The organism is Novosphingobium ovatum (assembly GCF_009909235.1).
Lineage (GTDB): Bacteria > Pseudomonadota > Alphaproteobacteria > Sphingomonadales > Sphingomonadaceae > Novosphingobium > Novosphingobium ovatum.
The window spans coordinates 291020-312261 of sequence record NZ_JAAAPO010000004.1; the positions used below are offsets into that span (position 1 = coordinate 291020).

Here is a 21242-nt window from a genome sequence, read left to right on the forward strand (position 1 = left end):
GATGGACTTTCGTCTTAGCCGGCGTTCGGCGCAAAGGCGCAGATCTTGTTGCCGTCCGGATCGCGCAGATAGGCGCCATACTGATTGCCGGGCGAGTTGGGGCGGTTGCCCGGCGCGCCTTCGCACGTACCGCCATTGGCCAGACCCGCGGCATGGAAGGCATCGACCATGGCGTAATCCTTGGCGACAAAGCCCAGCGTGTGGCCGTTTGAGACCGTGTGTGCCTCGCCATTGGCAGGCTTGCCCACGATCAGCGCGCCCGTTTCCGACGGGAACAGCGTGCCATGCGGCAGCGGCACGGCGGCATGGCCCAGCGCGGCCATCACCGGGGTGTAGAACGCGCGCGACTTTTCAACGTCGTTGGTGCCCAGATAGGTATGGGTAAACATGTCTCTCTCCCGTTGGGGCGGTGGCCCGTCAGTCAGATATGGGGCAGGGCGCGGCCTGTTGGCCTGACGCCCTGCCGGTATGGGGTTCAGAACACGATGACGCTGCGGATCGATTCGCCCGCGTGCATCAGGTCAAACGCCTTGTTGATGTCTTCCAGACCCATGACATGGGTGATCATCGGATCGATCGAGATCTTGCCCTCCATGTACCAGTCGACGATCTTGGGCACGTCGGTGCGGCCCTTGGCCCCGCCAAAGGCGGTGCCGCGCCAGTTGCGGCCCGTCACCAGCTGGAACGGACGGGTGGCGATTTCCTTGCCCGCCTCGGCCACGCCGATGATGATGCTGGTGCCCCACCCACGGTGGCAGCATTCCAGCGCGGTGCGCATCACTTCGGTGTTGCCGGTCGCGTCAAAGGTGTAATCCGCGCCGCCATCGGTCATCAGCAGGATCTTGGCGATGGTGTCCTCGCGGCTCATCCCCTTGGTGTTCAGGAAGTCGGTCATGCCGAACTTGCGGCCCCATTCCTCGCGGTCGGGGTTGATGTCGACGCCGATGATCTTGTTCGCGCCGGCCAGACGCGCGCCCTGGATGACGTTCAGGCCAATGCCGCCCAGACCAAAGATGACCACATTGTCACCCACCTGCACCTTTGCCGTGTTGACCACCGCGCCCACGCCGGTCGTCACGCCGCAGCCGATATAGCAGGCCGACTGGAACGGCGCGTCCTTGCGGATTTTGGCCAAGGCGATTTCGGGCAGCACGGTGAAATTGCTGAAGGTCGAGCAGCCCATGTAATGGAAGATCGGCTCACCCTTGTAGCTGAAGCGGGTGGTGCCATCGGGCATCAGCCCCTTGCCCTGCGTGGCGCGGATCGCGGTGCACAGGTTGGTCTTGCCCGACAGGCACGATTTGCACTGGCGGCATTCGGGGGTGTAAAGCGGGATCACATGGTCGCCCGGCACCACGCTGGTGACGCCCGCGCCCACTTCGCGCACGATGCCCGCGCCTTCGTGGCCCAGAATGCTGGGAAAGATGCCTTCCGAATCGAAGCCGTCCAGCGTGTAGGCGTCGGTGTGGCACACGCCGGTTGCCATGATCTCGACCAGAACTTCGCCCGCCTTGGGACCTTCCAGATCGACTTCAACGATTTCCAGCGGTTGCTTGGGCGCAAACGCCACTGCGGCGCGGGTCTTCATGGGGTTCACCTCTCCTGATTGGTACGTGACGGCGTGCTACCGACGCTACGGCCATTTTGTTTGCCTCACTTACAAACAACCCATGGCGCAGGTCAACGACAGATGTCGATAAGCCATCATGCAAAAGCGTCAATGGGGCGCAAGGGCGATCCGGCGCGTATAACGATTGTTATCATTGCCTGCGGGCGCGACGCGCCCGGCGCGCCCGCGTGTCAGAGCCGGGATGACAAATCGGCATCTCAGGCAAAAAACCAAGTTGCCATGGGCCGCGCGCTCGTCTAGTGGCAGCCCCTCACCGCAGGATGGCCCGATGGCGGAGTGGTGACGCAGCGGACTGCAAATCCGTATACGCCGGTTCGATTCCGGCTCGGGCCTCCATCCTTTTCCCTGCATATCGCGATCTTGCCGCGCTTGGCGGCGGGCCGCCGGCGGCGTGATCGGCCTCCGGCGTCAGGCTGTTGGGGCGGCCGAACAGATGGCTTTGCGCCTTGTTGCAGCCCTCGGCCCAGCGGCGCCATGGGGTCGGGCGTTTGCCTCCCTTCGGTCAGCAGCGGGTTGTTCAGGCTGCCGCCCAGCGCCCAACCGCTGGCGATTTGCGCAACCAAGGCGGAAGGCGCGGTCAGGCGGGCGTTTCGGGCTGATTGGCCATGTGCCAGCCCAACGCCTCGACGCGGGTCAGGATCTCGTCGGCCATGGGTGAGGGCGGCACCAGTTCCCCCCATGCCTGCCGGAAACAGATCAGCCAGCCATTGATTTCGGCTGGCCCGATTGGGGCGACGAAATGGCGCATCCGCAGGCGCGGGTGGCCATATTTGTCAGTATAAAGCGGTGGCCCGCCCAGCCATCCGGTCAGATATTCGAACAGCTTTTCCTGCGCGCGGTCCAGCGATGGCGGATGCACCGCGCGGCAGGCGGCGGCCTGTGGCAGGCTGTCCATCAGCGCATAGAACCGCGCTACCAGCGCCCGGACAAAAGGCTCCCCGCCCAGCGTGGCATAGGGGGTGGTATCGGTCATGCGCGGGCCCATTCGATAATGCGGCGGGCGTCCATCGCGCCGGCCTGACGTTTGATTTGCCGCCCGCCCTGTAACAGCATCAGCGTCGGAACCGCAGCGGAAGAAGGCTGAGGCGACATGCGTTGCATCAGCGGCGACTGTTACCCGGTGCGTGATGAGCGGCCCAAGGCGCGCAGATTGGCAGCAGGCTCTCGCGCTGTAGCTAGCATAGCGCTGGCATAAACCCAATGGGCGCATGCCAAACCCACCCGGCCTTGCGGCGGGGTATGCGAAAAACGCTGATTTTTCATGGGATGATGGCGGAGACGGAGGGATTCGAACCCTCGGTACCAGATTTACCAGTACGACGGTTTAGCAATTCACGACCCGAACGCGCGGAAAGCGGCTATTTCCGGAAATATCGCCTGTTTTTATGGCGTTAGGGTCTGCGCAGAACGCGCAAGACGCGCATCGAAGCGCAACACCTTCCGTCACAAAAGTCGGCACACCTCCTTTGGCCCCTTGGGCCATGCTGAAAACCGTTGTTTTGACGCCAAACGCGCAAGACACGCCATGACGACAGTGAGTGAACCGTTGGAAGGTCTGCCACCCTTGCCTTCGGCCCAACGCATAGCTGCAAAGCTAAGGCTGCTGATTATCTTGCCTCGCGCGCAGGGGCAAGATTTGCATCGAGGGGAGGGGCAACATGAGCACCACCCTTGCCCATAGGGGCCTGCCTTCGGGTGTTGGCCGTTTCGACCTGCTGCGTCTGTTTGAGCAGGTGGCGCGTCCCGGTTTTGGCCTGTCATCCACGGCCGTGGCGTTGGTCCGGCACTACGTCCTCAAGACCATGGATGGCGACTATGTGTCGGGCCGGATCTGCGCGGTATGGACGCAGGCTTGTCGCTTCGCCGAAGCTTTGGGCCTGACGCCGCGTTCGATCAATTCGGCCGAGCGGGAACTGGAGCAAGCCGGCTTCATCATCCGCAATGCCGGTATCAACGGCGAGCGCGCAGGCGACCGGCAGGACGGGGTCGTGATCTGGGCGGCAGGCATCAACCTCGCCCCACTGGTCGAGCGCTTTGGCGAGATGCAAGCCAAGGCCGAGGCGCTGGAATTGCAGGCTCGCGCCATCCAGCAATGCCGCGCAGAGATCCGCCAGTTGGGCCAGCGCATCCGCGAGGCTGGCGATGATGATCTGCGCGAGCGGGCCGAGACCATCCTGCCTGATGGCCGCACGGCGCGGATCACCAATATCGACCGCCTGATCGCCATTCGCGAGGCCTTGTCCGCCATGCTCGCCGCCATCGAGTCCGCACCCGATCCCGATCCTCGTGCACTGAAAACTTCCGACGCGCCGGAAGAAAACTGCGCACCCAATATACAGGACAAAAACTCATCACGAAGGCGTACTCCACCAGCGCGCGATCCGCTCGATCGCATCCGCCCCGCGACCGCGCTGGTGGTGGCCACCGAGAGCTATCGCGGCATCGTCGAGGCGCTGGGTGGGCCGAGCTGGCCCAATCTTGTCGAGGCATCGTGGCGCAGTTGCGGTCGCCTTGGCATCGCCCAGAGCACTTGGGGCAAAGCTTGCCGGCAGTTCGGGCGGGAACGAGCAGCGCTCAGCGTGCTGCTGATAGACAGGAATGCCGAACTGCCGCTGGGCCACCGCTATCGCGTGGCCTCACCAGCAAGGTGCCTGGCGGGTATGGTGCGGCGGGCGGGCTCGGCAGGCGTGAACTTCGCAGGACTGTTCCGGGCCACCGAGCGCAACGTTCAGGAGGTGCCTCCACAAGCTGCGCCGCTTGAGCCCCCCATCGAGCCGCAAGTTGGCCCACTGGCCAATCTGACCGCAAGGCTGATGGCCAGTATGGAGCGTCGCGTCGCGCCTGACGGGTGAAGCTGCTCAGCATTTCACCTGTCCAAACGTCCACACACTCACAAGCCCACACGCCCACATGTGAACGGGCTAGGAAATCGTCATGACCATCATAGCTATCGCCAGCCAGAAGGGCGGCTCGGGCAAAACCACCCTGTCGGTAAACCTCGCCGCCGCTGCTGAAGCCGCTGGTGCCATCGCGCTCATCATCGACACCGATCCCCAGGCAACGGCGAGCCAATGGGGCGCATGGCGAGCCGACAAGGCGCCGGAGGTTATCGACAGCGCCCCGCCACGTATCCAGGCTAAGGTCGAGGCCGCCCAGCGCCAAGGCGCGACCTTTATCGTGATCGACACGCCGCCCCATGCCGATAGCGCAGCCAGCAGAGCGGTGGAGGTGGCTGATCTGGTCCTGATCCCTTGCCGCCCGAGTGCCTTTGATTTGGCGGCCATCCAGACCACGGTCAGCCTCGTGCGTCTGTTCGACAAGCCAGCCTATGTGGTGTTCACTGCCGGCCCGCCCCATGCACCGCGCATGTATGAGGAGGTCATCGAACTGGTCCAGGGATTCGGGATCGAGGCTTGCCCGCATTACCTGCCCGATCGCGCAGTCTATCGCCACGCCAGCGCTGCGGGCGCTTCGGTTATCGAGTTCGAGCCCGACGGCAAGGCTGCCGCCGAGATCACGGCGCTTCACTCGTGGATCATCGCAATTGTGAACACGTCCACAACCGCACATGAAGGAGTGTGAGCTGATGAGCCGCTTCGCCAACCTGGCCGACAAGCCCAAGGCCAGCCCCAAACCGCAACCCCAGCCTGCCGCGCCAGGCCTAGAACAAGGCGCCAACGCGACAGCATCGCTCGGCGTCCGCCCCAGATCGAACAGCCGTGCTGGGCGTAAGGCCATCGCCGCCTACTTCTCGCCCGAGATGTCCCTCGCCATGCATGTCTGCGCTCGCAGGCATGGCCTCAGCCTTCAGGAACTGATGACCGAGGCTTTCGATGATGTTCTGCGCAAATATGGGCAAAGCCCGGTGGGGGAGTGATGCGGCTACACCTGCCTGGGGCATCCATCGTCAGGAATAGGGGAAGGCATCTCCTCTTCCACGATGACGGCAAGGCTTTTAGAACTCAGGTCACCAGCTAGACCTGCCGCTATGCGCTCCCGCAGCAGGCTTGCAAGATCGGCTTGATGCATAACCGGCGAAGCGGATTCAGACATTCCACCACGAACTCAATAATTGGACTTCAAATGTGGGCGGCCAGCAGCCATGGCTCTGTTCTCAATCCTCGCCAGCATCTCGCGCTTGGCTGGCGTGCGTGTCTTGCCCGAGTTGCGCAGGTCATCAGTGCTGGCCTCGTCATCGATCCAGCCGATAGCCGCCTTCTTGCGTTCGACAGATTCGCGCAGGGCGGTGAAAGCGATTGTCTTCATCAGTCCGCGCCATCCCTTCCGTCCAGCAGGCCGAAATCTCCGCCTTCGTCACCGACGCGCGACTGCAAATAGCCCAGATCGAGATCATCGGCCAGTCGGAACAGCAACTGGGCCTGCGCCAGCCTGCTGTGATCGCGTTGGTTGGATGCCGCATATTGCCCAAGCCGGTCCGCAATCATGTCCTCGAAAGAAGGAATGACAATGCCCTTGGCATCCTGAAACAACACGCGGATGAGGCGCGTTCTATCAGCACGGCCATCAAACAACTGCCCTGATATCGCCTCGACCCCATATTCAGGATAGTCTGGGTGATAGAACCCACCAGCCAAGCGCCCCAACCTCTCCTCGCGGACAAACCCCGATTGGAGCAACGCCGCTTCCAAGGCCGCATCGCTTGGCGCGTAAAGATCCAGATCGCCCGACATGAAGGCCCCTTGGGTCTGCACTGCCACCGCGCCGCCGCCGACCAAAACCGGGCTATGCCCTGTGGTTGCCTCGTACCACTGAAAAGCACTGGCCAAGACTTCGAGCAGGGCGAGGTAGGTGTCTGGTATGGCCATTTAGGCAATCTATCGCATGGGGCATATGATAGCCAGAGCAGTCCTGTCGTAACTTAACCTTTGAGCGACAATCCAGTTTTTGCCCTCCGGAAGGTAGATTGGCTCAGTTTGGGCAGAGCACGGAGACGGGATCGCACCCTGCCCTACGATCAAGCGGCTGCGTTGGCTGCGCTCATTTGGCTAGATGTGGTGTTGAAGGTGGTCTTGAGCTGGTTGCCAAGCCCCTTCATTGCCGTGATGGAAGCGACCGCGATCAGCGCGGCAATCAAGCCATATTCGATCGCAGTTGCCCCGTTCTCATCACACATCAGGGCTTTCAACCTGGAAATCGATGTATTGAATGTCATTGCCATGTATCCGTTGGCTCTTCGCTTCCCCAAGCGAATGCCGTGCGTTAGTGCCAATGAATGCCTGACATCGAATTAACAGGAGTATCTAAAGGTCATAAAGACGCTGCTTCCACCCAAAACCACAGGAAAACGTGGCAATGCGCTTCACTGGGCAAGATTACCGAAACTGCTGCGACAGGGCGTGGTAGAGCTTGGGGGGGCATACTTTGCTGCTAACCCAATCGGCGATCAGCGCGGTGATGAACAGCGGCAGGATCATGGCCCTGTCGGCCGTCATTTCCATCACGATAATCACCGCCGTCAAAGGCGCGCGCACCACGCCCGTGAAGTAGCCAGCAACACCCAACAGCACTAAAGCGCCCGACGGCTCGGAACTGAACAGGCACGATGCCAATTGGCCCAGCCCCGCCCCTACCGAGAGCGAAGGCGCGAAGATACCGCCTGGTGCACCGCTGAGCGCGGTTGCCAGCGTGGCGATGAATTTTGCCGGGCCGAACGAAAGTGGCGCCTGCCCACCTCCCAGCAAATGCCGCGTGGTTTCATAGCCCGTGCCCCAGCTCAAGCCGCCACTGAGCAAGCCGACACCAGCCACCACCAGACCACAAGCAAAGGCCCACGCGGCCGGATGTGCCCTGGCCAAGGCAAAGGGGAGCCGCTTCGATGCAGACATTGCGATCAGCAACCGTGAGAAGATACCGCCAGCGACCCCGCCCAAGATGCCCATAACGGGCGCCATGATGGCAATGTCCCTGATGGCCAGATGACGCGTCATAGTGCCGAAATAAACGTAGTCACCCGCAAGGCCGAGGCTGACGAGGCCAGAGATCATCACCGCGGCCATCACCAGCACCGCAACCTTTTGCTCGAAGGCTGCAGCCAGTTCCTCGATCGCAAAGGCAACGCCAGCCAATGGCGTGTTGAAGGCGGCCGCCACCCCCGCCGCGCCGCCTGCGATGATCACACCCGCATTGACCGGCACCCGCAACCAACGATGCACCGCCACCATCAGCGCCGCGCTGATCTGAACCGTTGGCCCTTCGCGTCCCACTGCGCCGCCGCCCAGCAGCATCAACAGCGTGCCCACGAATTTCGCCCCCGCTGTACGCAGCGAGATCAGCGGGCCATCGGCGCTGGCATTGGGATTGTGCCCAGCTGCCATCACTTGCGGAATTCCTGAACCGCGCGCCGCTGGAAACCACCGGCGGGTAAGGCCAACCACAGTGACAAACACGAATGGCGTGGCCATTGCTGCCCATAAGGGATGCTCGGCATAGATCCGAACAAAGGCCAGCTGTGCCCATTCGCCCGCCTTGGCAAAAATGATCGCCGCCAAGCCGAGTAACACCGCGCCGATGACCGCTGCCGCACGCAGCAACAAGTCATTGCGATTGAAACGATATCGCGGGGGAATGAGGCTGGCCAAAATGCTCATGGGGGCTGCTTAAAGCATGATCCTTCCTTAGCGACCACCCGCTTTGCGCAGCAGCATCGGCACCGTCAGCCCCTGCACAAAGATCGAGAAAGCCACCACGGCAAAGGCAACGCTGACGAGCGCATCATGTTCAGGCAGGCTGCGCGGCGCGCCCAGAGCCAAAGCCAGCGCCAAAGCCCCCCGCAGGCCACCCCAGAACAGGATATGGCGGGTAAGCATATCCGTGGCCATGGCGGTTTTGCGGAACAAGGGCGTAATCGGATAAATCGCCACAGCGCGGCCAGCCAACACCGCCACCGTGCCAATCAGCGCGGGCACCCAGAAACTGGCGATGGGCTGGGTTGCCTCACGGCTGCCGATCAGCAGGAAGACCACCGAATTGGCGAGAAAGGCCGCGAAATCCCAAAACTGGATGACCGCCTCGCCCCCTGCTTCGCTCAAACTGCGCCCCTTACCCCAATTGCCCACTAACATGCCCGCCGACAAAGTCGCCAGAACGCCGGACACATGCAGTTCCTCTGCCAGCAGAAAGGAGCCATAGGCCGCCAACATCGTGAGCGTGATCTCGACCAGATGATCCTCGGATCGCCCAGCGATCAACATCAGCCCCGCCGCCACGGTCAGTCCCAGCAAAACGCCTCCGCCCACCGTGGTGACCAAGGTCATCGCAATGCCGCCCGGCCCGGTTGCCGTCCCCGCAATCCAAGCCGCCACCAACGCAAACAGCACTGCTGCCGCGCCATCATTGATCAGGCTCTCCGCCTCCATGAGAAAGCGCAGCCGCTTGTCGGCCTTTTGCTCTTTCATCATGGCAATCACCGAGACCGGGTCGGTTGCGGCAATCAAGCTGCCAAACAGCAAAGAAGCGGGCCAACCCCAGGCTGCCAGCCAGTGCATGCCAGCAGCCACCACACCGGCGGACAGCAATGTACCGCCAAAGGCCAGGCTGAGCACCAATGCGCCCTCGCGGCGGAACTGCTTCCAGCCCAGATGTAGCGCCGCTTCAAACACCAGCGGGGGCAGCAGCACGCTGAACACCAACTCAGGCGTCAGCGCAATGCCGCTCTTGTAGCCTGATACGCTCAGTCCAATGCCCGCCACGACAAGGCCAATCGCATAGGGTTGGCCAAAGCGGCGGCAGATGATGGCCACCAGACAGGCGATCAACAGCAGAAGGCCAAGGGTCAGACTGTCCATTCCATGCATGGCGTTAGGTTCCCTTCGCCGCAGTGCTGGGTTTGATCGGGGCAAGTTGCAGAAGGCCCGCATGATACGTGCCGCCCGCAACCGGTGTGATATCAGCATCGGATGCAATTTCACCAATCGCCTTGGCTTCGGTCTGGAGCGCTGAAGGATGCGCAGGCATGGCGGCAAGCCAGCCCGGTATGCCCAATGCGGCCCAATTCCAGCGTTTGGCAGCCCAGATGTTGGTCTCCACGGAGGCCATGGCTGCGGAAGACAGCTGTCCATTGCCCGTCAAAGGAACGGGCAACAGGTTCAATCCGGCAGACGGTGTTAATGTGATGGTCCAGCCATCGGCGACGGCGGCGATGCGCTGCTCCAATGCGTGATAGGTAGCAAGATCAGCACCCGGCAAGAGCACGGCTGCCACCTGCGCTCGACGGGCTTCGCGGTCGATCAAGACATCATCAGGCGCTATTCCTGCGGCAATGGCCAGCATAATCCGGATATGCTCGGTCTGGCGCTCCTCCATCTGCAGGTCCTGTGCACGGGCAAGTGCAGCTTTGGCGTCATCCAGCCCGTTTGACGACGGTGCACGCAAGACTTGATCGGCCTGAAGCGCTACCGCCTGACCAATGCGTGCCTTGATGGCATTGGCAAGCTGGGACGTTGAAACTGCCTTTTGACGCGGCGTAATGATCACGGTACGCACCGCGATCGGTACAGCCTGAAAATCAATATCAAGCTGCGTGATGCGAGCTTCGCGCCCCGACGCTTCAGCAAGGGCTGCGCGGATCTGGTTGGTGATGACCGCTTGACTGGCGATATGTTCCAACGAGAGGCCGAGAGGCACCGCCATTGCCACAAAGGCACCCAATAACAGTCCGGTTTGTAGCCACGTTTGATGCGTGGAGAGGTAATGGCCAAAGCCATAGAGCCGCGCCATGATCGTGGCCGACAGGGCAATCGTAACAAAGTTGGTTGCGAACAGGGCCAACGCGCCCCATGCAATCGCGCTATTGCCGGTGGCCAGCCCAAAGCCCACGGTCGCCAATGGCGGCATGAGAGCGGTGGCGATGGCAACGCCCACAATGGTCTCGCCCTTGCCGCGGATCAGCGCAAAACTGCCCGCCAGCGCGGAAAACAGCGCGACAACGAGGTCAAACAGATTGGGCTGCGTGCGCGCCAGAATTTCCGGCGTCGCCGATTGCAGAGGAGAGCACAGCACGATCAACGCGGTGAAAGCTACGGCCAATGGCACGGCCAGCGCCAGTGCTGCCATGGAGCGGCGCAGTCTGGCAAAATCAAACAGCGCCAGGCCAAAACCCAGCCCCATGATCGGGCCCATCAACGGCGAGATAAGCATGGCCCCGATGACCACCGCCGGAGATGACTGCAGCAAGCCGAGTTCTGCAATGCCCGCCGACATGACAACCATGAAGATGAAGCGCGGGCTCCATCCACTTTCATCAAAAATGCGGCGCACAACAACGGGATGATCGATTTCCGCATTCACGTGGGCACGCCACCAGCGGATCAGGCCATGGGGGGGAGCCATAGGCACAATTCTCCAGGTCGAGTATTCTCACCGGCGGCCCGACCGATGTACCAAACCTGCTCATTCACGTTGGAATGATGCACCCACATTCCGTATTGCAGCTGTTTTTGGATGACACAACCTCAATCGGGTTGGCTAAGTAGCCAACAAATTGACTTTCCCAGCCACACGCCGTTTTCTGTCATAGGCAAATTGTCCAAATTTGATCCAGGCCGGTGACACGCCTTAGCAAAGGCATTAAGCGCTTCGTTGATCATGCAATCATTCCGCGCCTTTTTCCTGTCCCATCGCCGCGTGACCGCATTGCTGGTCGCGTTGGCTTTGTGCATGAAAGCGCTGATTCCTGCCGGTTATATGCTGGGTGGGGAATCTAAAACCATCACCGTGCAGATCTGCGCCGACTCACTCGGCCACCAGATTACCAAGCAGATCGATGTCGGGACCAAGGATCACGGTAAGGCTAAGGCCGACGCCCCTTGCGCCTTTACCGCGCTGACCCATGGTGTGCTGGGCGGGGCTGACCCAATCCAGCTTGCCCTCGCGCTGCTGTTCATTCTGACGCTTGGCTTTGCGCCGCTCCTTCCCGTAGGCGTAAAGCGCGCCCATTACCTCTTTCCGCCCCTGCGCGGACCGCCTGCGCTGGCCTGACAGAACCTTCCCTTTTCTGTCGGATAGGCCGGTGCGTTGGCCCTCCTTCCCACAAAGCTGACGCCCCGGCCCTGCCGGAGTAGCCTTTCATGTATGAGATATTGTGCCGCTCGGCTGAGCGGCCCTTTGCCCTGAGCGCGCGCAGCGATGTGCCGCAAGGGGGTCACGCAGGCCTTGTCCTGCATATGCGCGAGAACCGCTCGCATTTGAGCGAGCCCGCCCGCCAGAGTTTTGCCGTGCTGGGCGCGGCGATGATGGCGCTGTCGATCCTGCCCGTGCTGTCGGGCCATTGGCTGGTGCCGGTGTTCTGCCTGATGGCGATAGGCGGCTTGGTGTTTGCTCTGGAGCAGCATGCGCGCAGCAAACCCGATGGCGAAGTTCTGGAAATCGCCCATGGCACGATCCGCCACCGCGATGCGCGGGGACAAGCCTCCCACATGCCCTGCCTGTTTGCCAAGCTGGACGCGCAGGCGCCCACCCCATCCTCGCTGCGCCTGATCCTGCGCAGCCCCAATGCCAGCGTCGAGATCGGCCGCTGCCTCGGACTGGAGGAGCGTCAGGCTTTGGTCCCGGTCATCGCTGCCGCCTTGGCACAGGGGCGACGCTGATGCCCGCCCACATCAGCCACCTGCGCGCCATTCGGCGCCGAGCATGGGTCCTGGTCGCGCTTGGCCTCGTTGGCCAGATCGCTGGCGCAGCGCTGGATCCCACCACCCCATCCGGTGCTGCCATGGCGGCGCCCATTCAGGAGACAGTCCGATGATCATGCGCCTCGCCGCCACCCTTATGCTCGCCACGCTGACCGGCGCGGCATCGCCCGCTTTCGCCCATGCTGGCCACCATACCGCCGCCCGTCAGACCATCGCCATCACCAACGCCTGGGCCCGCGAAACCGCCCCGGCGCAGGTCAATGGCGGCGGGTTCCTGACCTTCACCAACAAGGGCAAGGTGGCCGACCGTCTCGTCTCGGCCTCGTCACCCGTGGCGCCCACCGTCCAGCTCCATACGATGAGCATGGATGGCGGCGTGATGCGGATGCGCGAATTGCCTGATGGCATTCCCGTGCCCGCGCAATCCGTGGTCGAACTGAAGCCGGGCGGGATGCACATCATGTTCATCGGCCTGAAGGCCCCGCTCAAGCCCGGCCAGAGCGTGGCGCTCACGCTCCGCTTTGAGAAGGCTGGCTTGGTGAAAGTGGCGATGCCGGTGCACGCCATCGCCGACATTGGACAGAATATGGGCGGCGGCCATGACCACCACTAAGCCGCCCTCGCGCGGCGCCTTCATCTGGGGCGGATTGCTGCTTGCCGCGTTGGCCTTCGGGCTTGGCCTTGCCGCCTATCTGGGCAGCGAGGTCAAGCCGCAAGCTAATGCCCAGAGTGACGGCCCCGGCGGCCCATTCACGTTGGTTGCCAGCGATGGCAAACCTTTCACCTTGGCCAATGTGGGTGGCAAGCCTTACGCCATCTACTTCGGCTTCACCCGCTGCCCCGATGTCTGCCCGACCAGTCTGGCCAAGATGGCGCGGTTGCGCGCCCGGATGGGTAAGGATGGCGAGAAATTCGCCATGCTCTTCGTCTCGGTCGATCCGGGGCACGATAAGCCCAAGGACATCGGCCAATATGTCACACTGTTCGGCACGCCCATCATCGGGCTGACCGGCAGCGAGGCGCAACTGGCCGCCATCGAGAAGTCCTATGGCGTCTATGTCGCCAAAGTGCCGCAACCGGGCGGCGACTACACCATCGACCACACCGCCGCGATCTATCTGATGGATGCCAGGGGCGGCTTTCAAAACATGATTGGCCACGACGAGAGCGACGATGCCGCCCTCGCCAAGCTCAAGCAGCTTGTCGGCTGAGAACCGAACAACAGGGGGCTTTATCTCGCTCTCATCATCCAATTGAAGGCTTTGGCCAAAAACTGATTTTTACCCCATTTGAAAGAACAGCCATGATGATTTCCCGTTTTGCCGCCCTTTTGCTGGCTGGCGTATCTACCCCCGTTTTTGCCCAGCAGGCTACTACCGCTCTGCCCGATGTTGACGTGAATGGCGCCGGCGCTTCCAACCCGTCACAAGCCACCCAGCTTGTCGAGCGCGCGGCGATACGCGCGCGACAAGCCAATACCAGTGATACGGCCGACCTGCTCACACAAGTACCCAGTGTGTCATTAAACACAGGGGGCGGCATTTCCAGCATGCTCTCTGTGCGCGGGCTTTCCGAACAAAGGCTGGCCATCACCGTGGACGGTCATCCGGTGGATTCGGCATGTCCGAATGACATGAACACGCCGCTGTCCTATACCGATCCGCAGACGGTGGATGCCATTGCGGTGATCACCGGCGTATCGCCCGTCAGCATGGGAGGTGACAGCATTGGCGCAGTCATCGCCGTGACCAGCCAGCCCCCGCGCTTTGCCCGTGCAGGGAAGCTTCTTACCACTGGCGAAGTCTCCACCTATTACCGCAGCAATGATGGCGCGGCAGGCGTGGCGGCCAGCTTGACCGTGTCCAGCGCGTCTCTCAGCGCGACCTATAGCGGCTCCTTTGCCTCGGCAGGGCGCTATTCGGGGGGCGGCAATCTGGGCTTGGTGCGCTCCACTGAATATCGCAAAACTGATCACACGCTGGCGCTGGCCTATCAGGGAAACATCGGCTTGATCGAGCTGAAGGGTGGGTATCATTACGCCCCCTACGAAGGCTTTCCCAATCAATATATGGATATGACCAGCAACAAGGACTGGTTCATCAACGGCCATTGGCATGATGAGCTCGATTGGGGCACCCTTGATGTGAAGGCGAATTATCAGGCCGTCGACCATGAGATGAACTTTCTGGCTGACAAGGGCGGCACGGCCAGCGGTGGCATGCCGATGAACACCAAGGTGCGTTCGGCCGGCTATACCCTCCGGCTCGATCTTCCGGTCGCCAAGGTCCATGCGCTGCATCTGGGCAGCGACTATCACGCGCAGAGCCTGAACGATTGGTGGCCTCCGGTGGCTGGCAGCATGATGATGGGGCCGAACACCTATCTCAACATCGCCGATGGGCGCCGCGACCGCCTGGGTTGGTTTGCCGAGGTGGAATCGCGCTGGGCGGAGAATTTTACCACCCTGGCAGGCGCGCGCTTTGACCGTGTGATCACCAATGCCGGGCAGGCGCAGCCCTATGGCACCGGCATGATGAACATGGCCGATGCCATGGCCGCCATGGCCTATAACGCCATCCCCCATCGCCGTGCCGACAGCAATTGGAGCGCATCTGTGCTGGCCACCTGGACGCCGGTGCCGGGCGTGGCGGCTGAACTGGGCTATGCCCACAAGGTGCGTTCGCCCAACCTCTATGAGCGTTACAGTTGGGGAAGGGGCACCATGTCGACCAGCATGATTGGCTGGTATGGCGATGGTAATGGCTATGTGGGCAACGTGGATTTGCGGCCCGAGCGGGCTGATACGGTCAGCCTTGCCATCACTGCCAGTGGCGGCGGCAAGGGGGGCTGGTTCCTCAAGGCCGCGCCTTATTACACCCATGTGGATGATTATATCGACGCGCGTGTGCTGAAGGCGCAGACCAACATGATGGGCATGCCCACGGGGTTCAACCAGTTGCAATTCGCCAATGTGCAGGCGCAATTCTATGGCATCGACCTTTCCGGCGCCGCTCCGGTGTGGAATGGCGGTCGCTGGGGCACGACGCGGGTGACCGCTTCGCTGGCCTGGCTGCATGGACAGAATTTGACCGCGAATACCCCGCTCTATCACCAGATGCCGCTGGATACGAAGCTGGGCCTGGCCCATACGCTGGGCGGGTTTGAGGCTGGCGCGGAGATGGAGGCGGTCTCGGCCAAGATCCGCGTCGATCCGGCCCGAAAGGAGCCAGTTACCAGCGCCTATGCTCTGGTTAACCTGCGCGGAGCCTACAACTGGAAAGCCTATCGCCTGAGCCTTGATGTCACCAACCTGCTGGACAAGGCCTATGCCTTGCCGCTGGGGGGCATGTCTCTGGGGGATTACAAGGCCAGCGGCAGCACGCTGCTCCGCCCAGTACCGGGGCGTGGGCGCTCGATCAATGTCGGGCTGTCGGCGCGGTTTTGAGTGATGGCGGGCCAAGGGTTCCTTGCCCCACAACCCTTGTCGCGCAGGCTGTTGACAGCGGCCTGCGTGCTGGGGGGCCATGCGCTGGCCCTAGGCCTTGCCCTTTGCATGCCACCGCAGCACGAGAGCATGCGCGGGAGGACGCCCTCCTCGCGCGTGCTGGTGATGCAAGTGCCTTTGGAAATGGTGCCGGTTTCACCTCGGCGTTTTGCCAAGACTGTCTGGCAAAAGGCAGTAATCGCTCCTGTGCAGGCCCCCGCGGCACCCTTGAATCAGCTTGCCCCTAAAACCGTTGCCGATGTGATCGCGCCTACGCATGTGGCTCTTCCAGCACCTGTCATGGCAGTTGAGCCATCAAAACCTGTTATGTCCCCTCCTACCGCCGCTGATCCCTTCGCCACCTATGCGCGTGTCTTGTGGCAGAAAGTGATGGCCCATCGCCCGGCAAGCATCAAGCTTGAGGGCCAGGTCATCCTTGGCTTTCGCCTGGACCCCGGCGGCCGATTGACCGAGGCGCATATCGTGCAATCGAGCAACATCGCGATGCTTGACCGTCAGGCCATGCGGGCGCTGCGCGAAGCCAGCCCTTTTCCACCCTTGCCCGAGGGGACCGGTCCCTCGGGGCATGATTTTACGGTCCCCATCAATTTCCATCCTTAGACGCCGCGATGGAGGCGTTGAGTGTGGCGCGGATGGGGCCAAACGGACCATATTTGTGCTGAATCGCAGGAAAACTATCCGCATAAGGCCCATAAGGTGCGTCTACAGGTTTTTCATTCAACTTTGGATAGTCCCGCTCCAAACCAGCCATATGCGGCCTTGGTTGAGCCTCAAGGAATGCCGCGACATCCCATGCGTCCGCTTCGGTCAGGCTTGGGGCGGGCCATGATGTGCCATGGGGCATGTTGTTGCGAATGAAAGCGGCTGCAGTGGAGAGGCGGGCCATCCCTGCGCCATCGTTGAAGCTGTCATCCCCCCACAGGGCGGGAATAGCAAAGGTTGGATCACCGGGGGCCGCGCGCTGCCCCTGCCCATTGCTGCCGTGGCAAGCGGCGCATTGTGCTGAATAGATGTCTTGACCTCGTATGGGGTCGGCGGCCCGCGACATGGTCTGAATTGGGCCGGGGCCGCGTGTGCTGATCGGCGTACCGACCTTTGAACCAAGAGATAGAAAACGCAGATAGGCGATGATGGCGGTCATTTGCGCGCTGCCTTCGGGCATTGGCTTGCCATTGAGGCTTCGTGTCAAACAACCATTTATGCGCTCGGGTAGCGTACCGACCTTGCCTTCGCGCGCGCGATAATTGGGGTAATCGGCAAAAGCGCCGGTCAACGGCAGGCCATAAGCCTTGGTGCCGGCATCAATGTGGCAACTTTGGCAGGCAAGATTGTTGCCTGCATAGCGCAACGCCGGGTTCTGAGCCTGCGGGCCGATCAACTTGGCAGTCTGCGTCAAAAGGTCGCGGCCGTAGCGTACAGTCGCCCCCCAGGCATCATTTGGCAGCGCTGCGGGATCGGGCGCCGTCAAAGCAGGAGGGGACGGCTCTGCTGCATGGGCCAGGCAAGCGCCTAAAGCTGCGGCAATGGATAACCCCAGAGTTCCAAGGGCTTTGTTCATGCCGCAGGTTTCGAGCTGGGCTGGTTGCGGGCTTGACGGATTAGCTCTTCGAGTTCTGCAAGATCAGGGGCGCCGAACGCCCGCGTGGTTCCAACCAACAGGCCCGGCGTCCCTTCAAAGCCCAACGTTTTGGCGGCTGCATCGCTGCGTCCCATCAAGCGGGCGATCTGACGGTCATGAAGAGCAAGGTCGCGTTGCAGCTGGCCCCAATTGACGCCCGCCTGACGCGCTGCCAAGCGCAGGCTTGCGTCATCGAGGTGCCCTGACAGTGCAAAGAGAGTATTGTTGAAGGCCTCATATTTGTGTTGAAATTGGCTGGCGATTGCCAATCTGGCGGCGCGTGCGGATGCTTCCCCGAAAATCGGCCAGTCACGGTAAACGATCCGCACTTTGTGATCGCGTTGCATCGCTTGCTGAAGAACGGCATGCAAACGCATGCAGTATGGGCACCGATAGTCCGAAAACACGACGATCGTGACGTCGTGACCAGCGGGTGCCATTTTCGGGGCAAGCGCTTCCTCGGTAATCTCGGGCCAAGCGGCAGGCGAGGCGGACGCCGGAGAAGCAGAGATCAGCGAAGTAGCCAATACGGCTGACAGGTAGAGGCGGGTTATCATCGCTTCGCTTCTAACGCCTCTCGCCCCGAAATACCGCCATCAATTATGCTGCGGCAAACTGATCGTAGGCCTCCACCGCTTGCGCTGCATACATCAGGCTAGGCCCGGCGCCCATGTAGATGGCAAGGCCCATGGCATCCATCACTTCCTCGCGGGTAGCACCATGTTTGACGGCGGCCTGAGCGTGAAAGGCTACGCATCCATCACAGCGGATCGCGACTGCAATGCCAAGGGCAATCAGTTCCTTGGTCTTGCTGTCCAGTGCGCCGTTGGCCGTTGCCGCGCTGGCCATGGCGGAGAAGTTCTTCATCACATCCGGCGCGCCAAAGCGGACTTCCTTGATAGCGCCTGACAGTTCCTTGGCCATCTGTGGCCAGTCCTTGTGCATGGTCAATCTCCTGTCAGGGGGTAATCTGCCCAGCCAGCGCATTCAATTGCCATGCGGCGATCATGCGCTGCCCCTCGGCTTCGATTGCGGCTGCGTCCGCTGCGGTGGCCTCACGCTCGGCGTCCAGCACGGCGACCGTTGGTTTGGCGCCGACCTTGGCTTCCAGTTGGACGCTGCGCAAAGCCTCTGCGGTAGCGGCAGAGCGGGCGGCGCTGGCCTCCACCATACGGTGCGCGGTTTTCAGGCTGGTCCATGCGGCGATGACTGCCGCGTCGATCTGCTCACGCGCCTCGCGGGCACGGGCTTCGCTGGCATCCAGCGTGGCATCGGCTTCGTGGATTTTCGCTGCCGTGCGGCCACCGGCAAACAAGGTCCAGCGGCCCCGGATACCCACGGCCATGGCATCGGCGCGGTAATCGGGGAAGAACTGGTCGCGGGTGCGGGTCGCCTCGGCAAAGGCGCCGATGGTGGGCAGGCTTTCTGCCCTTGCGCCGCGCACCCCTGCGCGCGCGATGTCGATGCCCTTTTCGGCCTGAGCCAGCATTGGGTTGCTGCGATGGGCGCTGTCTAGCGCCTCGTCCAAAGTCGGCGGTGTCGCAGGCAGGGCGGCTAAGGGGGCAAGCGCGCCGGCTTCATGCCCGGTCATGCGGGCATATTGCGCCTCGGCGGTGATGCGGCGCCCCTGTGCGGCGGCAAGGCCGGCCTCACCCTCAGCGCGGCGCGCGGTGGCGGCGGCAAGGTCTGAGGCGGGGATTTCACCCGATTGAAAACGCAATTTGGCCTGCCGCTCGACTTCGGCAAGTTCGCTGGCCAATTGCAGATAGCGGGCTTCGATGCGTCGGGCGGCCAAAACCTCGGCATGGGCCGCGACCGCGCCCACCATCACCCTTGAGCGCGCATCGGCCAGCGCCAGCGCGGCCATTGCTTGCCCGCCTCGCGCCTGATCCACGGCAGCAGCAACGCGGCCCCCGGCATAAAGCGGCATCTCGGCCCCCGCACGCAAGGCCAGCGGTGTGACATTGCGCGCGGTAAAGCCGAAGAAGCCGCCATTGTCGATACGGCCTGCGCCGATCTGCCCCTCGACACTTAGCATCGGGTTGCCCTGAGCCTTGGCGCCATCGAGCCTCGCTTGGGCCTGCGCTTCCCCAGCCTGAGCCTCGGCAAGGACGGGGGCGTGAGCCAAGGCATCGGCGATGGTGGCGTTAACGTCTTGGCCCTGCGCCCACGCCGGGGCGGCGGCCAGCAAGGGCAGAAGCATCATCAGACGGCGCATCGCATCAGCCTTTATTTGAACGTGCAGCCCGGTTTCACGCCCATGGCGCGGAACAGGATGGCGGCAGGGCAAAAACCCGTAACGCTGGCCTGAAGCATGTTGGCTCCGGCAAACATGGTGAGGTAAATCCACGAGGGGTTAACAAAATGGGCGGCCAAGGCGCTGCCCAGAACAACGGCTCCGGCAAAGCGCATCACGGCACTGTCAAGGCTCATCGCACATCCTCCTTGGTGGTTTCTTTCAACTTGTTGATGCCCAGCACTTGCAGGGCCAGCTTTTCATAAAAGGGCTCGCTGACGCCCGAGCGGACCTTTTTCAGGAAGTATTTTTCAAAGCCGACTTTAGCGAGGTGAACCCATTTTCCATGCGACGACCAATTGACATTGCGCGGCGGGATCTGGGGCTGGGCCACAAAGGCCACACCGCCATCGCCGAAATCGGCAAGGCATACCGCGTTCCAGCTCGGCACTTCATTGGGTTGGCGCCCATCAAGTTCGGCGGCGATGTTATGGGCAACGGCCGTCACCATGCTCTCGATCATGAAGCCGGTCTTGGGCACGCCCACGGGCACCGGCGTTGGTCCCATGGGCGGGATCGCCACGCAAACGCCCAGCGAATAGACGTTCTTGAAGTTCGGATTACGCTGGTGCTTGTCAGCCAGAATGAAACCGCGCGGATTGGTCAGGCCCTCAATGCCGTAAACTGCCTTGATGCCGCGAAAGGCGGGCAGCAGCATGGAAAAGCCGAAGGGCAGGTCGTGGGTCTTTTTGACCGCGCCATCTTCGCCCACTTCCTCGACATGGGCCATGCCATCGTCAAAGCGGGTGACGCGGGCGTTGGTCACCCATTTGATGTGCCGCTCACGCAACTGGCTTTCCAGCAGGCCCTTGGTGTCGCCCACACCATCAAGGCCCAAGTGCCCGATATAGGGTTCGCTGGTGACGAAGGTCATCGGCACCTGGTCACGGATCTTGCGGCGGCGCAATTCGGTGTCGAGGATCAGCGCGTATTCATAGGCAGGGCCAAAACAGGAGGCACCCTGCGCGGCGCCAACAACGATGGGGCGCGGGTTCTTGCAGAATTCATCGAAGGCATCGGCGGCGTGAGCAGCATGATCGGTCTTGCAGACGGAGACGGTATGCCCATCAGGCCCGAAACCGGGGATCTCGTCAAAGGCCAGTTCCGGCCCGGTGGCGATCACCAGCCAGTCATAGCTCATGGATGAGCCATCGCGCAGTTCCACGCGGCTTTCTGTGGGGTGAACCCGCGTGGCACCCACGCTGGTAAAGCCGATGCCCTTTTGGGCCATCACCGGGGCAAGGGGAACGCGAATCGCGTCTGGCTCACGCCAGCGCACCGCCACCCATGGGTTCGACGGCACAAACCAGTAATCCTCGCTGTCAGACACAACGGTGACTTCTGCGCGGCCTTTGGTGGCATCGCGGATTTCGTAGGCCGCGATTGTGCCGCCAAGGCCAGCGCCGAGGACAAGAATGCGGGGCAAGGTGTTTGCAGGCATTGACATGGAACTGCTCTCCCAAACTGTGCGGCCCCCTTGGTCGGGTGATAATGGGGGACTCGATAGCCGCTTCAATCTTGCTTGACTAATATTACTATCAAACAAT

24 protein-coding genes and 1 tRNA gene are annotated in these 21242 nt (G+C 61.9%); 10 read left to right on the forward strand and 15 right to left on the reverse strand.

The window, feature by feature from the left end; all coding sequences use genetic code 11:
- Window positions 1–14 precede the first annotated feature (14 nt).
- Both GTZ99_RS11360 and GTZ99_RS11365 read right to left on the reverse strand, forming a co-directional pair.
- Window positions 15–389 (reverse strand): VOC family protein, encoded by a 375-nt coding sequence (locus tag GTZ99_RS11360; RefSeq protein WP_161718949.1) that lies wholly within the window; start codon window positions 387–389, stop codon window positions 15–17.
- 86 nt (window positions 390–475) lie between these two features.
- Window positions 476–1588 (reverse strand): S-(hydroxymethyl)glutathione dehydrogenase/class III alcohol dehydrogenase, encoded by a 1113-nt coding sequence (locus tag GTZ99_RS11365; RefSeq protein ID WP_161718951.1) that lies wholly within the window; start codon window positions 1586–1588, stop codon window positions 476–478.
- 304 nt (window positions 1589–1892) lie between these two features.
- Here GTZ99_RS11365 and GTZ99_RS11370 point away from each other — a divergent pair.
- Window positions 1893–1966: transfer RNA gene (locus tag GTZ99_RS11370), tRNA-Cys, on the forward strand.
- A gap of 241 nt (window positions 1967–2207) precedes the next feature.
- Here GTZ99_RS11370 and GTZ99_RS11375 read toward each other — a convergent pair.
- On the reverse strand, window positions 2208–2603 hold the full coding sequence (locus GTZ99_RS11375) for a group II truncated hemoglobin (RefSeq protein ID WP_161718953.1): 396 nt from the start codon (window positions 2601–2603) through the stop codon (window positions 2208–2210).
- Window positions 2604–3288: 685 nt separating this feature from the next.
- On the opposite strand from GTZ99_RS11375, the gene GTZ99_RS11380 reads away from it, so the two are divergent.
- From GTZ99_RS11380 to GTZ99_RS11390, 3 genes are all read left to right on the forward strand, one after another.
- The gene (locus GTZ99_RS11380; protein ID WP_161718954.1) at window positions 3289–4482 is read left to right on the forward strand and encodes a helix-turn-helix domain-containing protein; all 1194 of its coding nucleotides are present in this window, start codon (window positions 3289–3291) and stop codon (window positions 4480–4482) included.
- A gap of 82 nt (window positions 4483–4564) precedes the next feature.
- Window positions 4565–5212: a ParA family partition ATPase gene (gene parA, locus GTZ99_RS11385; protein ID WP_161718957.1), complete on the forward strand. Its 648-nt coding sequence runs from the start codon at window positions 4565–4567 to the stop codon at window positions 5210–5212.
- Window positions 5213–5216: 4 nt separating this feature from the next.
- On the forward strand, window positions 5217–5507 hold the full coding sequence (locus GTZ99_RS11390; protein WP_161718958.1) for a ribbon-helix-helix domain-containing protein: 291 nt from the start codon (window positions 5217–5219) through the stop codon (window positions 5505–5507).
- A gap of 188 nt (window positions 5508–5695) precedes the next feature.
- On the opposite strand, the gene GTZ99_RS11395 is transcribed toward GTZ99_RS11390, so the two are convergent.
- The 6 genes from GTZ99_RS11395 to GTZ99_RS11420 form a co-directional block, all read right to left on the reverse strand.
- Complete coding sequence (locus GTZ99_RS11395; protein ID WP_161718960.1) at window positions 5696–5896, reverse strand: hypothetical protein; 201 nt, start codon at window positions 5894–5896, stop codon at window positions 5696–5698.
- Complete coding sequence (locus GTZ99_RS11400) at window positions 5896–6456, reverse strand: hypothetical protein (protein WP_161718962.1); 561 nt, start codon at window positions 6454–6456, stop codon at window positions 5896–5898. The genes GTZ99_RS11395 and GTZ99_RS11400 overlap by 1 nt, the downstream gene beginning before the upstream one ends.
- Before the next feature lie 149 nt (window positions 6457–6605).
- Window positions 6606–6809: a Flp family type IVb pilin gene (locus GTZ99_RS11405; RefSeq protein WP_227711278.1), complete on the reverse strand. Its 204-nt coding sequence runs from the start codon at window positions 6807–6809 to the stop codon at window positions 6606–6608.
- A gap of 154 nt (window positions 6810–6963) precedes the next feature.
- Entirely contained in the window at window positions 6964–8238 is a 1275-nt protein-coding gene (locus GTZ99_RS11410) for a chloride channel protein (protein ID WP_161718964.1), read from the reverse strand.
- A 27-nt stretch (window positions 8239–8265) separates the two neighbouring features.
- On the reverse strand, window positions 8266–9444 hold the full coding sequence (locus GTZ99_RS11415) for a cation:proton antiporter (protein ID WP_161718966.1): 1179 nt from the start codon (window positions 9442–9444) through the stop codon (window positions 8266–8268).
- 4 nt (window positions 9445–9448) lie between these two features.
- Window positions 9449–10978, reverse strand: coding sequence for a TIGR00341 family protein (locus tag GTZ99_RS11420; RefSeq protein WP_161718968.1), 1530 nt, complete (start codon window positions 10976–10978; stop codon window positions 9449–9451).
- A gap of 294 nt (window positions 10979–11272) precedes the next feature.
- On the opposite strand from GTZ99_RS11420, the gene GTZ99_RS11425 reads away from it, so the two are divergent.
- The 6 genes from GTZ99_RS11425 to GTZ99_RS16840 all read left to right on the forward strand — a co-directional run bounded on the left by GTZ99_RS11425 (window position 11273) and on the right by GTZ99_RS16840 (window position 16381).
- Window positions 11273–11626 (forward strand): DUF2946 family protein, encoded by a 354-nt coding sequence (locus tag GTZ99_RS11425; RefSeq protein ID WP_320076678.1) that lies wholly within the window; start codon window positions 11273–11275, stop codon window positions 11624–11626.
- A gap of 185 nt (window positions 11627–11811) precedes the next feature.
- Entirely contained in the window at window positions 11812–12234 is a 423-nt protein-coding gene (locus GTZ99_RS11430; RefSeq protein WP_227711319.1) for a DUF2244 domain-containing protein, read from the forward strand.
- Between the two features lie 151 nt (window positions 12235–12385).
- Window positions 12386–12889: a copper chaperone PCu(A)C gene (locus GTZ99_RS11435; protein WP_161718974.1), complete on the forward strand. Its 504-nt coding sequence runs from the start codon at window positions 12386–12388 to the stop codon at window positions 12887–12889.
- Window positions 12876–13487: an SCO family protein gene (locus GTZ99_RS11440; protein ID WP_161718975.1), complete on the forward strand. Its 612-nt coding sequence runs from the start codon at window positions 12876–12878 to the stop codon at window positions 13485–13487. Before GTZ99_RS11435 ends, GTZ99_RS11440 begins: the two co-directional genes overlap by 14 nt.
- 92 nt (window positions 13488–13579) lie before the next feature.
- Window positions 13580–15721, forward strand: a complete 2142-nt coding sequence (locus GTZ99_RS11445; protein ID WP_161718977.1) for a TonB-dependent receptor — start codon at window positions 13580–13582, stop codon at window positions 15719–15721.
- 165 nt (window positions 15722–15886) lie between these two features.
- Window positions 15887–16381 carry an energy transducer TonB family protein gene (locus GTZ99_RS16840; RefSeq protein ID WP_227711279.1) on the forward strand — a complete coding sequence of 165 codons (495 nt, stop codon included), beginning with the start codon at window positions 15887–15889 and terminating at the stop codon, window positions 16379–16381.
- On the opposite strand, the gene GTZ99_RS11455 is transcribed toward GTZ99_RS16840, so the two are convergent.
- Genes GTZ99_RS11455 through GTZ99_RS11480 form a run of 6 tightly spaced genes read right to left on the reverse strand, consistent with a single transcriptional unit; the run spans window position 16365 to window position 21142 of the window.
- On the reverse strand, window positions 16365–17339 hold the full coding sequence (locus GTZ99_RS11455; protein ID WP_161718979.1) for a c-type cytochrome: 975 nt from the start codon (window positions 17337–17339) through the stop codon (window positions 16365–16367). The two genes, GTZ99_RS16840 and GTZ99_RS11455, sit on opposite strands and share 17 nt — an antisense overlap.
- On the reverse strand, window positions 17336–17956 hold the full coding sequence (locus tag GTZ99_RS11460; RefSeq protein WP_161718981.1) for a DsbA family protein: 621 nt from the start codon (window positions 17954–17956) through the stop codon (window positions 17336–17338). Before GTZ99_RS11460 ends, GTZ99_RS11455 begins: the two co-directional genes overlap by 4 nt.
- Before the next feature lie 43 nt (window positions 17957–17999).
- A complete protein-coding gene (locus tag GTZ99_RS11465) occupies window positions 18000–18323 on the reverse strand; it encodes a carboxymuconolactone decarboxylase family protein (protein WP_406818593.1) in 324 nt (107 codons plus the stop codon).
- A 34-nt stretch (window positions 18324–18357) separates the two neighbouring features.
- Complete coding sequence (locus GTZ99_RS11470; RefSeq protein WP_227711280.1) at window positions 18358–19605, reverse strand: TolC family protein; 1248 nt, start codon at window positions 19603–19605, stop codon at window positions 18358–18360.
- 23 nt (window positions 19606–19628) lie between these two features.
- A complete protein-coding gene (locus GTZ99_RS11475) occupies window positions 19629–19832 on the reverse strand; it encodes a YgaP family membrane protein (protein WP_161718987.1) in 204 nt (67 codons plus the stop codon).
- Complete coding sequence (locus GTZ99_RS11480; RefSeq protein ID WP_227711281.1) at window positions 19829–21142, reverse strand: NAD(P)/FAD-dependent oxidoreductase; 1314 nt, start codon at window positions 21140–21142, stop codon at window positions 19829–19831. Before GTZ99_RS11480 ends, GTZ99_RS11475 begins: the two co-directional genes overlap by 4 nt.
- Window positions 21143–21242 lie beyond the last annotated feature (100 nt).